We start from the raw sequence: 13,271 nt of genomic DNA, 5'->3' as shown, positions 1-13,271 counted from the left end.
AAGAGCTATTCGTACGGGTCCGGCGGCGCGGAGATGGGCGTGACGCCGGTGACCGCGATTTGCGGCATGTCGTCGGCGGAGCGCTGGAATCCGCCGACAATGGTGACCCACTGGTCGCGGGCCGGGCGGTCGCCGGGCGCGCCGGTGACGCGTACGACCGAGGCGACCGCGTCGGCCGCGCAGCACGCGATTTGGTAGCGGGCGATCCGGAACCCGGCGGAATCACCCGCGTCGACCACGAATCCCGTCAGCCGCACCGAAACTGAGCCGAAACTCGCGCCGTGCTGGTCCGCCACCCGCTCGCCGTATTCCAGCAAGGTCATGGTGACCGGCGGCCCGGCCGGCAGCGTGCTGAAGGTGCGCCCACCGGAAGTGACCGAGACGGCCGCATTGCGGTCGACGCCAAAACTGCCCAACGACGGCGGGGTGACCAGCAGCAGCGCGACCACTGGCGCAAGCAGCAGCCAGCCAATGCGCAGCGAGTGGTTGTGATCGTCGTCATGCACTGTCAGCGTCGCCGGGCGCAGCACGCGTACGACACTGGCCAAACCGAGCGCGACCAGCAGGATCCCGGCGACCAGCAGCCACCAGCCCATCCCGACGCGGACATAGCGAGCGTACGCGTCGGTGATGAACAGCTTTATGAGCATCGCCCCGACCAACAAGACAGTCGTCGCTCGTACGTCCTCACTCACAGCAGCCACCATCCGATCAGGCCCGCACAAGCGATGCCGACAACAAAGGTGGTGGCCGAGAACCGCCACGCGAACCGCGGCCCGAAAGTGCCGGCCTGCAGGGCGAAAAGTTTCAGGTCGACCATCGGCCCGATCACCAGGAAAGCCAACCGCGCGGTCAGCGAGAACTGGGTCAGGCCGGCGGCCACGAACGCGTCGGCTTCCGAGCACAGGCACAGTAAAACCGCGAGGACCGCCAGCGCGAGTACGGACAGCAGTCCCGATCCGGCGACATTGTTGACGAGTTGCTTGGGAAGTACGGTCTGCATTGTCGCCGCCGCGGCCGCGCCGATAATCAGGAATCCGCCGGCCTGCAGGAAATCGTGCTGCGCGGTGCTCAAGAAAACGGCCACCTTCGAGCCGTGCGAGGCCGGCCGGGAACGCAGTTTGGCCAGCCACTCGTCGCGGCCCAGCGCCATCCACAACAACCCGACCACGACCGAGGTCGCGAGGCTCGCCATCAGCCGGGCGGCGACCATTTCGGGGTTGCGCGGGAAGGCGACCGCGGTCGCGACCAGCACGACCGGGTTGATGGCCGGCGCCGACAGCAGAAAGGCCAACGCGGCCGCTGGCGTCACCCCGGCCGCGACCAGCCGGGCCGCCACCGGCACCGAGCCGCACTCGCAGCCCGGCAGCGCGCCGCCGCTGGCACGGCCAGGGCCGTCCGCTTGGGCAGCAGTCGGGCGATCGCGGTCGGCGGCACGAAGGTCGCGATGGTGGCGCTGATCGTCACTCCCAGAACCAGAAACGGCAGCGCCTGGATCGCGATCGCGACGAAGACGGTCGCCCAGTTCGCCGCCGCCGGCTGAGCCAGCAAACCGGTCAACGCCGGCCGCGAGAGCACCGCCGCGACGACCACCACAGCGACGAGTACGAGCCCCAACTCGGACCGCCGCCGGGCCACCGCTGAAAAGACATTTCCCACAGCGGGCAATCTAGCTGCATAAACCGTCAATCGGCAGGCAGCCCCCGGTCGCCAAGATTTCATGTCGGCTTCCCGGCCAAAACCCGCCGCCAAAGCCCCTCGCACGCGTACGCTAGCGCCTGGTCACGGCCTGGACAGTTAGCCTTTGTTGAGGGAGATCGTCATCGTTGCCATCCTGCGTTCCCGGATCGCCCGCGCGGGCCTGATTGTCGCGGCGGTGAGCGCGGTCATCGCCGCACCGCTGGCCGTTTCGACGGCCAAACCCGCTGACGCGGTCAGCATTTCCGGCGCCAACACGCTTTCCGACAAAGTGTCGGTCACCTGGGGTCACGGCTGGCCCGGCCGTACGACCGACGTGCATCTGCTGTCCTGGAACGACTTCCACGGCAACCTCGAACCGACCGGTCTCACCATTTACGGCCAATTTGCCGGCGGCGCCGCATATCTGGCCAAAGCGGTGGAGGCCAAGCAGCGTCAGTACGGCGCGCGCCAGGCCACTGTGCTGGCCGGCGACAACATTGGCGCCAGCCCACTGGTGAATGGTCTTTTCCGGGAAGAACCGGCAACTGTCGTCACCAACTTCATGAATGTGGACTTTTCCTCGGTCGGGAACCACGAGTTCGACAAGGGCAAGGACGAGTTGCTTCGCATCCAGAATGGCGGCTGCGGCGCGACCGCCTGCACGGCCGCGCCGTACGCGTTGCCACCGCGTTATCCCGGTGGCAAGCCGCGGTCGACCAACACCTACCCGGGCGCGGATTTCCAGTATCTGGCCGCGAACGTCATCAACAACGCGACCAAAAAGCCGCTTTTCCCGGCGTACGGGATCAAACGTTTCCCCTCCACGCTGGGAATCCCGGTTTCGGTGGGTTTCATCGGTGAGGTGCTGCAGTCGACGCCGACCATCGTCACCCCGAGCGGCGTCGCGGGTCTGACGTTTGTCGACGAGGCGGACGCGGCGAACAAGGCCGCCCGCGAGCTGGCCCGCAAGGGTGTCCACGTGCCGGTGCTGGTCATTCACCAGGGTGGCTACCAGACCGGTACGGTCACCGGCCCGAACGGCTGCGCGGGCAACCTCGCCGGCAGTGACATCGAGAAGATCGCGCAGCGACTGGACCCGTCCATCAAGGTGATCATCTCCGGTCACACGCACGCCGAATATCGCTGCACGATCACCACGAACGGCGTCACCAGGCTGATCACCAGCGCCGCCTCGTACGGCCGGATCCTGAGCGACCTGACCCTGAAAGTCGACAACTTCAGCGGGCAGCTGGTGTCCGCGGACGCGACCAACTCGGTGGTGCAGAACGCGCTCAACACCCCCGGCGCCGGCGTCGTACGGCAGGACGACCCGTCCAAGGCCGACCCGAAGGTCGCGTCGATCGTGAAGCAGTATGTGGACGCGTCCGCGCCGCTGGCCAACCGGATCATCGGCAAGACGCAGGGCGATCTGACCCGCACTCCCACCACGCTGGGCGAAACCACGCTCGGGGACGTGATCGCGGACGCCCAACTGGCCGCGACCTCGGCACCGGACAAGGGCGCCGCGCAAGCCGCGTTCATGAATCCCGGCGGCGTACGGGCGGACCTGCCCGGTGGCACCATCACGTACGGCCAGGCGTTTACCGTGCAGCCGTTCGGAAACAGCCTGGTCACCAAGACGATGACCGGTGACATGGTGCACCGCGTGCTGGAGCAGCAGTTCGTTGGTTGCGGCGGTCAGCTCACGTCCAAAACCCTGCAGATCTCGTCGACGATCTCGTACCAGTCGATCCCGTCAGCGACCACTTGTGCCGGCAAGATCGGGGAAATCCGGATCGGTGGCCAAGTGCTGACGCCGACCAGCAGCGTACGAGTGACGATGAACAACTTCCTCGCGTTCGGCGGCGACGGGTTCACCGTGTTCAACGAGGGCACCTCCCCGCTGGGCGGCGCGCAGGACATCGACGCCTTCGCTGGATACCTCACCGCCGCCGGCGACACCGGCGTCCCGGTGCCGGCGCTCACCCGGATTCACGCATAAGACCTCGAACCCCGTGATCGGGTCGATCCACCGGATCACCTTCGACCTCTCAACCGCCGCTACATAGGGTGCGGCGCGAAACTGTCGTACTGAGGTGACATTTTGAGCCCCCGCCCTTTCAGAAGGGTGGGGGGTGGGTGGCGGGTTTTCATTACGTAAGTGAACGCGCGCGCGAGATAAGCGCGCGTTCAACCCGCTGCGTGCGGTGGTTGCTGAGCCGGCTCTGTCGGGTGCCGTCGGCGAGCGCGGGACTCTGGTCCGCACTGGGCGCCGAGTGCGGGACTTTGTCCAACCCTGGGCGCGGGCACAGGCGGCGGCGTGCCGCAGAGAATGCTGCTGCTCGTGGACAAGAACCGGCGAGCAGCAGCATTCGAAATCGTCAGGAGCTGGTGAGGATAACGAGCTGCTGCGTCGCGCGGGTCATCGCGACATAGCGGTCCACCGCTCCTTCGACGCCGTCGCCGAACGACTCCGGGTCGATGAGGACGACGAGGTCGAATTCGAGGCCCTTCGACAGCTCCGGGGTGAGCGACCGTACGCGCGAGGTCGCCTCAAAGGTGGGATCGCCGATAACGCAGGCGATCCCTTCGGAGTGCGCGGCGAACCAGGTGGCCAGGACCGCGTCCAGTTCCGAGACGGCTCCATGGACGACCGGGAGACCGTTGCTGCGGATCGAGGTCGGCACGTTGGCGTCGGGGAGTACGGCCCGGATGACCGGTTCGGCAGCGGCCATCACCTCTTCCGGCGTTCGGTAGTTGACGCTCAGCGACGCCATCTTGATTCGCACGAGCCCGATCCGGTTGAGCCGTTCCTCCCAAGACTCCAAGAATCCGTGCCGTGCCTGGGCACGGTCCCCGACGATGGTGAAGCTCCCGGACGGGCAGCGCAGCAGCAGCATCTGCCACTGGGCATCGGTCAGTTCCTGGGCCTCGTCCACCACGACGTGCGCGAACGGGCCGGCCAGTACGTCTGGGTCGGCGACGGCCAGGATCGTCTCGTTGACCAGCGTGTTCTTCGCGTCGTCGCCGCGGAGCATGGTGAGTGCGCCCTCGCCGTCATCGTCGGAGCCGATCAGGTCGTCCAGGACGAGGGACATCCGCTCGCGTTCGGCGGCGAGCTCGGCCTTGCGCCAGATCGCCCGCCGGGCCGCCGCCGGGTCGCCGAGCCGCTGCCGGGCCGCGTCCAGCAGCGGCAGGTCGGACTCCGTCCACGCCCGCGGATCCGGGCGCTGCAGCGCTTGTACGTCCTCGGGGCTGAGCCAGGGAGCGCATTTGCGCAGGTAGGCCCGTACGGAGAACAAGTCACCGACGAGGTCAGCCGCCTCGAGCATCGGCCAGGCGCCGTTCAGAGTCGTCAGCAACTCCCTGTTGCGGGTCAGCGACTTCCGGAGCTGGTCCTCGGAGGCATCGCCCTTGTACTTGTCCATAAGGATCGAGACCAGCACCTCCAGAATCTGCGCGCGGGCGTCGTTGTGTGCGGTGCCCGGATCGGGTGCTTGGAACGCCTCGGCCCAGTCCCGGATGGTCAGCTGCATCTTGACGCCGTCGACGGAGACCGCGAGTCCCTCGGTGGGCGGCTCCTCGTAGAACGCGACGGCCGCCTCGATCGCCTTCACCAGGTCCGCGGACGACTTCAGCCGGGCCACGTGCGGGTCGGTCTCGACTGCCGCGGTGGCACCTTCGGTGACGAGGTCACGCAGGGTGCAGGTCTGTACGCCCTCCTCGCCGAGGCTGGGCAGCACGTCCGAGACGTACGCGAGGTAGGGCTGGTGCGGACCGACGAACAGCACGCCACCGCGGCGGTGTCCAAGGCGCGGGTCGGAGTAGAGCAGGTATGCCGTGCGGTGCAGGGCGACCACGGTCTTGCCCGTACCAGGGCCGCCGTCGACCACCAGCGCGCCGCTGGAGCCGGCCCGGATGATCGCGTCCTGGTCGGCCTGGATGGTGCCCAACACGTCCTGCATCTGGGCTGATCGGTTGCGGCCGAGGCTGGCGATGAAAGCGGACTGGTCGTCCAGCGAGACGCGGTGTCCGTCGAGCCCTTCGGGGGTGAACACCTCGTCCCAGTAGTCGGTGATCCGGCCGCGGGTCCAGCGATACCGGCGGCGGCTGACCAGCCCCATCGGGTGGGCGTGGGTCGCGCCGAAGAACGGTTCGGCGGCGGGCGTACGCCAGTCGAGCAGCAGCCGGCGACCGGTGGTGTCGGTGATGCCGAGCCGGCCGATGTAGACGGGGTCGGGATGCTCCGCGCTGACGATGTGGCCCAGGCACAGGTCCTGGCCGAAGCGCCGCAGAGTACGCAGCCGAGCGCCTAGCCGGCGGATCTCCAGGTCCCGGTCCATCGCCTGCTGACCGGCGCCACCGGGTGCCTTCAACTCGGTGGCGAGGAGTTCGGCCAGCTCGGCGATGGACTGTTCGATGCTCGCCGCGATGGCCGCGAAATGCTGGTCGTCGTCGCCGATCAGCGCCGGGTCGGCCTTGGCGGCGAGGGTGTCGGGAAGCTCAAACGTGCTGGTGGTCAGGGGACTACGCTCCGATCTGAGAGTGCATTTCGAGAGAAGCCGCCGCTGGCGGTGGCCTCGATGGACGATTCTGCGGCACGACCGGGGTCTTGCCGCAAGCCCCCCCGTGCGATATACGTTAGAAATGGAGGGGGAGTGATTTTTCCTCCCTCCGCGTACGGAAGAGCCCCCGTAGCAGTTGCTACGGGGGCTCGACTCTGTTTGGTCAGATTTTGGCGAAGAGTGGCTCCGTGGTCGTTGTGGTCGAGGGCTGCCGGACGTACGCGAAATAGGTGACGGCGATGCAGATCAGGTAGAAGGCCAGGAAGGCGACGAAGGCCGGCATGCCGCTCTTGGCGGTCAGAAACGACTGTCGGAAGGCCAGGTTGATGAAGAGGCCGCCGAGCGCGCCGACCGCGCCGGCGATGCCGATCACCGCGCCGGACATTCGCCGGGCCCACAACAACTGGTCGCCGGATTCCTCGCGGGTCAACGCCTTGGCCCGGAAAATCGCCGGGATCATCTTGTACGTGGAGCCGTTTCCGAGGCCGGAGAAGAAGAACAGCGCAAGGAAGCCGACAGTGAAAGCCGGCAGCGACTTCATTTCCGAGGCCCCGACGATCACCACGACACTGACGGCCATCGCGAGGAAATTCCACAGCGTCACCTTCGCGCCGCCGAGCCGATCGGCCAGCCGGCCGCCGACCGGCCGGATCAACGAGCCGACCAGCGGGCCGAGGAACGTGATGCCGGCGGCCTGCAGGGGCGTACGACCGAACTGGTTTTGCAGCACCAGGCCAAAAGCGAAGCTGTATCCGATGAACGAGCCGAAGGTGCCGATATAGAGAAAGGACATGATCCAGGTCTGCGGATCGGAAGCGGCTTCTTTCAGTGCTTTGGTGTCATTGCGTACGGACGAGAGATTGTCCATGAAGAGCGCGGCGCAGACGGCCGCGACCACGATCAGCGGAATGTAGACGTACAGGATGATGTGCGGGCTGGTCGTGCCACTCCAGGCGATGACGCCCAGGCTGAGAAGCTGGATGGCCGCCACTCCGAGGTTGCCGCCGCCGGCGTTCAGGCCAAGCGCCCAGCCTTTCTTCTGCTCGGGGTAGAAGGCATTGATATTGGTCATGGAGGAGGCGAAGTTCCCGCCGCCGACCCCGGCCACCGCGGCCACGATCAGCAGGGTGCTGAACGACACCCCGGGCCGCAGCACGATGGCGCAAAGAATGGTCGGGATCAACAACAATCCGGCGCTGATGATGGTCCAGTTCCGGCCGCCGAACCGGGCCACCGCGAGCGTGTACGGCAGCCGCAGGATCGCGCCGACCAGCGTCGGGGTGGAAACCAGGTAGAACTTGTCCGCGACGCTCAAACCGTATTTCGGTCCCATGAAAAGCACCATCACCGACCACAGCGACCAGATCGAGAAGCCGATGTGTTCGGTCAGGATCGAGAACCACAGGTTGCGGTTGGCGACCTTGGCGCCGATGTTCTTCCAGAAATCCGGGTCCTCCGGTGTCCAGTGCTCGATCCAGCGACCACCGAGCCGGGACCGTCCGGCGTCCGGCGCGGTCTGCGCGGCGATACTCATGAAAACCTCCTAGAGCGGGTGCCGCTAAAGCTAGAATCATCAATTTGCCCGGACGTAAATCCAGGTGTCAGGGTGAATAAATTCCGTTCACGGCCCCGAATTCACGCTGTGAGAATGACCGGCGAGCCGATAGCCGCGTTTGATGACCGTCTGAATAGCGGCGCCGGCCGGCCCGAGCGCCTCCCGCAGCCGCCCGATGGTGGTCTCCACCGCGTGTTCCTCACCCGGACTGTCCGGCCAGGCCCGGGTCAGCAGTTCCGCACGAGTGAGGACGCGGCCGGGGTCGACCGCCAACGCACGCAGCACGGCCGCCGAGCGCTGCGACAGCCGCACTGGTACGCCGTCCACCACCACCGCGCTGCCGCGGATCCGCAGCTCGTGGTTGGACGTACGGACGAGTCGCGTCCGTTCTGTGCTCAGCTGGTCGGTCAGCACTCGTACCAGCGCGCCCAGCCGGGACCGCTCGGGGATCACGCACTCGACGCCGTGCTCACGCAGCGGCCCGGCGCAGATCGGGCCGACGCAGGCCGCCGCGACGGGACCGCGCAGGCCCGCCAGCATGCCGTCCAGGTGACCGCTGTCGGCGGCCACGTCCAACAGCGTCAACACCGCTGGCGCGCTGGTGAAAGTGATCGCGTCGATGCTGGCCGACGCGACGGCCTGGGCGAGCTTGCGCAGCGGCGCGACATCGTCCGGCGGCGCCCAGCGATAGACGCGTACACAGATGACCTCGGCGCCGGCGGCCCGCAGCGCGGACGTGAAGTCGGGCATCGGCGCGCCATGCTCCTGTACGACGACGCGGCGGCCGGCCAGCGGCTCGGCCAGCAGCCGCGTCAGCATGTCCGCCGACGACTCCGACGGCGGCGACCACACGTCCGCCAGCCCGATCGACCGCATCGCGCCGACCGCCTTGGGTCCCCGCGCGTACAACCGCGCTTGGCTGATCCGTTCCCGCAGGTCAGCTCGTACGCCCCAGCCGTCGGCGGCCTCCAGCCAGCTGCGGAACCCGATCCCGGTGGACGCCACCACGTAGTCCAGCGGCCCGGTCAGGCAGGCCTGGGTGGCCTGCCACAACGCGGTGTCGTCGGCCAGCGGCACGATCTTCACCGCCGGTGCCTCGATCACGGTGGCCCCCCGGCGGGTCAGCAGCGAGGTGAGTTCCTCGCGGCGACGCGCGGCGGTGACCCCCACCGTGAAGCCGGCCAGCGGGGGCAGGTCGCGCGCTGCGGTCGAGCTGTCGGGATGCGCCATTAGGCCGATAGTCCGGCACGCTGGTTAGTGGCCCTTTGCGGTCTTGCTACGCGCGTGTAACGCGGGCATCACGGTGACCGTCGTCACCGCGTGAGTTTCCGGTACCGGGGCCGCAACAAAGCGGAACCAGCGGTGTTACATCGGTCCGGGAAAGTGGGTCGACATGGCCCCCCTCCGCACCTCATCGTCGCGCCGGCTCGTCGTCGTCGGGTACGGGATGGTCGCGCACCGGCTGGTGGACGCGCTCGGCGAGCGGTCGGACTGGGCCGTGACGGTGCTGGGCGAGGAGAACCGGCCGGCGTACGACCGGGTCAATCTGTCCGGCTACTTCGCCAGCGGCGACCCGGACAGCCTGACGCTGCCGATCGGCGCCACCGGGTCGGCTGAGCTGCTGCTGGGCGAGGTCGCGGTCAGCGTCGACCGGCAGGCCCAGCTGGTCGTCACCGGGTCCGGCCGCAACGTCCCGTACGACGTGCTGGTACTCGCCACCGGCTCGCGGCCGTTCGTACCGCCGATCGACGGCCGGGATGCTGCCGGTGCGTTCGTCTACCGCACGATCGACGACCTCGACGCGATCCGCGCTTACGCGGCGGACCGGCGCGTCGGTGCGGTGGTCGGCGGCGGGCTGCTGGGCCTGGAGGCGGCCAATGCGTTGCGGTCGCTGGGCCTGGAAACGCATGTGGTGGAGATGGCCGGATGGCTGATGCCGCAACAGGTCGACGAGGCCGGCGGACAGATGTTGCGCCGGCACGTGGAAAGTCTGGGCGTCCGGCTGCGTCTTTCCAGTCAGACCGCAAGCGTTCTGGTCGATGACGATGTCCGCGTACGTGGGCTGGCTTTCGCCGACGGCACCGAGCTGGCCGCCGACCTGGTGGTGTTTTCCGCCGGCGTACGGCCGAGGGACGAGTTGGCCAGAGAATGCGGCCTCACGGTGGGGGAGCGCGGTGGGGTGGTCGTCGACGACCAGTGCCTCACCAGCGACCCGAACGTCTTCGCTGTCGGGGAATGCGCGCAGCTCGCCGGCCGGGTGTACGGGCTGGTGGCGCCGGGTTACGCGATGGCCGAGACGGTGGCCGCTCAGTTGGTTGGCCGCGAGGCGACTTTTCCCGGTGCGGACACCTCGACGAAACTGAAATTGCTGGGCGTCGATGTGGCGAGTTTCGGGGACGCTTTTGGTGCCGTCGAAGGAGCTTTGGAGCTCGTCTATTCCGATCCGGTGTCCGGCCGCTACGGCAAACTCGTCGTCACCGACGACGCGAAGCGGTTGCTGGGCGGCATTCTGGTGGGGGACGCGTCGGCGTACCCGACCCTGCGTGCCCTCGCCGGCAGCGACCAGGCCTTGCCAGCCGAGCCCGCGCTGCTGATTCTTCCTTCCGGGAACGGCGAAGCTGGCTCGGTGGAGCTGTCGGCGGCGGCCCAGGTGTGCAGCTGCCACAACGTGACCAAGGGCGACATCTGCGCGGCGATCCACGAGCAGGCGATCGTGGACGTGGGCGGGATCAAGGCTTGCACGAAAGCCGGCACCGGTTGCGGCAGTTGCGTACCGTTGCTCAAAAAGCTCCTCGGCGCCGAGTTGAGTAAGGCCGGCGTCGAGATGAGTACGGCGTTGTGCGAGCACTTCGCGTACAGCCGGGCGGAGCTTTTCGCCCTCGTACGGGTCCGCCAGATCACCACTTTTTCGGCGCTCATCGCGGAATACGGCAACGGCCGTGGCTGTGACATCTGCAAGCCGGCGGTGGCGTCGATTCTCGCGTCGCTGGGCAACGGTCATATTCACAGTGGCGAGCAGGCCGCCCTGCAGGACACCAACGACCACTTCCTCGCGAACCTGCAACGCAACGGCACCTATTCGGTGGTGCCCCGACTGCCCGGCGGCGAGGTCACCCCGGACAAGCTGCTGGCGATCGCGCAGGTCGCCAAGGACTTCAACCTCTACACCAAAATCACCGGTGGCCAGCGAATCGACCTGTTCGGTGCCCGGGTCGAGCAACTGCCGGCGATCTGGCGGCGACTGGTCGACGCCGGCATGGAATCCGGTCACGCGTACGGGAAAGCCCTTCGTACGGTCAAATCGTGCGTCGGCCAAACCTGGTGCCGATTCGGCGTACAGGACTCCACCTCGCTCGCGGTGATGTTGGAGCTGCGTTATCGCGGCCTGCGTTCGCCGCACAAGCTCAAGGCCGGGGTGAGCGGCTGCGCGCGAGAATGCGCGGAGGCCCGCGGCAAGGATTTCGGCATTATCGCCACCGAAACCGGCTGGAACCTCTATCTGGGCGGCAACGGCGGCTTCACCCCGCGACACGCGGAGCTCTTCGCGACCGACCTGGACACTGACACCCTGGTCACCTTTATCGACCGATTTCTGATGTTCTACATTAGGACTGCTGACCGTCTACAAAGGACAGCGCCGTGGCTGGAATCGTTGGAAGGTGGAATGGGCTATCTCCGTGAGGTCATTGTCGACGACCGGTTGGGCATCTGCGCCGAACTGGACGCGGCGATGCAGCGGCACGTCGGCTCGTACCGCGACGAATGGCGCAGTGTCCTTGAAGATCCGGAGAAACTCCGCCGCTTTACCTCTTTCGTGAACGCACCCGGCACGCCCGACCCGAGCATCACCTTCGTCACCGAACGGGACCAGATCCGCCCACCGCAGCCCGGCGAGGCTCCGCTGATCGGCGGCCCGCGGCTGAAGGTGGTTTCCTGATGACCCGCTTTTCCCCTGGGGAGGAACGATGACCGCCGCCACCGAGCTGGTACTCGAACACTGGGTCGAGGTCTGCGAATACCACGACCTGCTGCCCGAACGCGGCGCCGCGGCCCTCGTCGACGGCGTCCAGGTCGCGGTCTTCCGGCTCGCCAACGGTTCCCTGCGCGCGCTCGACAACCTCGACCCGTGCTCCGGCGCGTACGTGCTGTCCCGCGGCATCGTGGGCACCAGCGGCACCGCCAACTCGGTCAACACCGTCGCCTCGCCGATGCACAAACAACGTTTCGACCTCGACACCGGGCAGTGCCTCGACGACGACTCGATCTCAGTGCCGACCTACCCAGTCCGCCTCGTCGGCGAAAGCGTCCAACTCGACGTCAGTTAGACGGTGCGGGCGGTGGCCGCGGCGGAAAGTTCGAGAAGGGCGGCCGCGGCTTCGGCGGGGAGGTGAGCGGCCTCGAGCGCCCGTACGGCTTGGGCTGTCCGAGTCGCGATCATCCGCTCGGTCTCGGCGAGGGCGCCGGTTTCGGTGATGATGTCTCGCAGGACGGCCACGCCGTTGTCGTCGAGGGCCGCGTCGCCGAGCCGGGATCGGACGGTGTCGGCCTGGGCGGCGGAGGCGCGCTCCATGGTGAGGGCGACCAGCACCGTGCGTTTGCCTTCGCGCAGGTCGTCGCCGGCCGGCTTGCCGGTGACAGCCGGGTCGCCGAAGACGCCCAGCACGTCGTCGCGGAGCTGGAAGGCCTCGCCCAGCGGCAGCCCGTACGCGGAATAGCTCTCGACCAGCGCCGGGCCGCCGCCGGCGAGGGCCGCGCCGAGGTGCAACGGCCGCTCAATCGTGTAGCGCGCGCTCTTCTCCCGAGCCACCCGCAGCGACCATGCCACCGAAAATTCGCCGCGGACGTGACCGAGCAGGTCCAGATACTGGCCGGCCATCAGTTCCGTACGCATCATGTCGTAGATCGGCTTCGCCCTGGTCAGGGCGTGTGCCGGCAGCCCGGAAGCGAACAACATCTGGTCAGCCCAGGCAAGACTGAGGTCGCCGAGCAAGATCGCCGAGCCGGCGCCGAAGCCGTCTGAAGCACCCTGCCAACCGGACTCTCGGTGCAGCCGCTCGAAGCGGCGGTGGATGGCCGGCTGGCCGCGCCGGGTGTCCGAGCCGTCCATCAGATCGTCGTGGATGAGCGCGGATGCCTGGACCAGCTCCAACGACGCCACCGCGGCCGCGATCGCGTCCAGATCTGTCGCCTGGTCGGTGCCGCCGGCGCCCCGCCACCCCCAGTATGCGAACGCTGGTCGCAGCCGTTTCCCCCCATTGAGAAGGAAAGACGTGAGGGCGTCCGAGAACGGCTGGAACTCGGGGCCGATCTCGACCAGCTCGCCCTCGCGAGCGGTCAAAAAGGACCGCAGTGCGCTGGTCACCCGCTCCCGCAGCCGCACCTGGTCGGGCGCCGCCACGTCGGCCTCTGCGCTGGGCACAAATGCCTCCTGTAATCCCCGCGAGATTCTCGACCAGACGCTAAACCGTCAG

At 67.5% G+C, this 13,271-nt stretch carries 8 protein-coding genes and 1 pseudogene; 3 read left to right on the top strand and 6 right to left on the bottom strand.

What is annotated here, in order from left to right:
* Positions 1–5: 5 nt before the first annotated feature.
* Together ABD301_RS23935 and ABD301_RS23930 are read right to left on the bottom strand one after the other, a co-directional pair.
* The gene (locus ABD301_RS23935; RefSeq protein WP_344312719.1) at positions 6–695 is read right to left on the bottom strand and encodes a TIGR03943 family putative permease subunit; all 690 of its coding nucleotides are present in this window, start codon (positions 693–695) and stop codon (positions 6–8) included.
* Positions 692–1,617, bottom strand: a pseudogene (locus ABD301_RS23930) (permease). Before ABD301_RS23930 ends, ABD301_RS23935 begins: the two are co-directional and overlap by 4 nt.
* Positions 1,618–1,804: 187 nt before the next feature.
* Here ABD301_RS23930 and ABD301_RS23920 point away from each other — a divergent pair.
* Positions 1,805–3,682 carry a bifunctional metallophosphatase/5'-nucleotidase gene (locus ABD301_RS23920; RefSeq protein WP_344312715.1) on the top strand — a complete coding sequence of 626 codons (1,878 nt, stop codon included), beginning with the start codon at positions 1,805–1,807 and terminating at the stop codon, positions 3,680–3,682.
* A gap of 379 nt (positions 3,683–4,061) precedes the next feature.
* Here ABD301_RS23920 and helR read toward each other — a convergent pair whose 3' ends face one another.
* From helR to ABD301_RS23905, 3 genes are all read right to left on the bottom strand, one after another.
* Positions 4,062–6,203, bottom strand: a complete 2,142-nt coding sequence (gene helR, locus ABD301_RS23915; protein ID WP_344312739.1) for an RNA polymerase recycling motor ATPase HelR — start codon at positions 6,201–6,203, stop codon at positions 4,062–4,064.
* A gap of 205 nt (positions 6,204–6,408) precedes the next feature.
* Positions 6,409–7,779, bottom strand: a complete 1,371-nt coding sequence (locus tag ABD301_RS23910) for a nitrate/nitrite transporter (protein ID WP_344312714.1) — start codon at positions 7,777–7,779, stop codon at positions 6,409–6,411.
* A gap of 87 nt (positions 7,780–7,866) precedes the next feature.
* Positions 7,867–9,030 carry a uroporphyrinogen-III synthase gene (locus ABD301_RS23905; RefSeq protein ID WP_344312713.1) on the bottom strand — a complete coding sequence of 388 codons (1,164 nt, stop codon included), beginning with the start codon at positions 9,028–9,030 and terminating at the stop codon, positions 7,867–7,869.
* 163 nt (positions 9,031–9,193) lie between these two features.
* On the opposite strand from ABD301_RS23905, the gene nirB reads away from it, so the two are divergent.
* Together nirB and nirD are read left to right on the top strand one after the other, a co-directional pair.
* Positions 9,194–11,737 carry a nitrite reductase large subunit NirB gene (gene nirB, locus ABD301_RS23900; protein ID WP_344312712.1) on the top strand — a complete coding sequence of 848 codons (2,544 nt, stop codon included), beginning with the start codon at positions 9,194–9,196 and terminating at the stop codon, positions 11,735–11,737.
* Between the two features lie 28 nt (positions 11,738–11,765).
* Complete coding sequence (gene nirD, locus ABD301_RS23895; protein WP_163569229.1) at positions 11,766–12,125, top strand: nitrite reductase small subunit NirD; 360 nt, start codon at positions 11,766–11,768, stop codon at positions 12,123–12,125.
* Here nirD and ABD301_RS23890 read toward each other — a convergent pair.
* Entirely contained in the window at positions 12,122–13,219 is a 1,098-nt protein-coding gene (locus ABD301_RS23890; protein WP_344312709.1) for a polyprenyl synthetase family protein, read from the bottom strand. The two genes, nirD and ABD301_RS23890, sit on opposite strands and share 4 nt — an antisense overlap.
* Positions 13,220–13,271 lie beyond the last annotated feature (52 nt).

Source organism: Fodinicola feengrottensis (assembly GCF_039530045.1).
GTDB lineage: Bacteria > Actinomycetota > Actinomycetes > Mycobacteriales > HKI-0501 > Fodinicola > Fodinicola feengrottensis.
The sequence above is the reverse complement of the archived record's forward strand: the minus strand, read 5'-3'. Positions and strand labels throughout refer to the sequence as shown.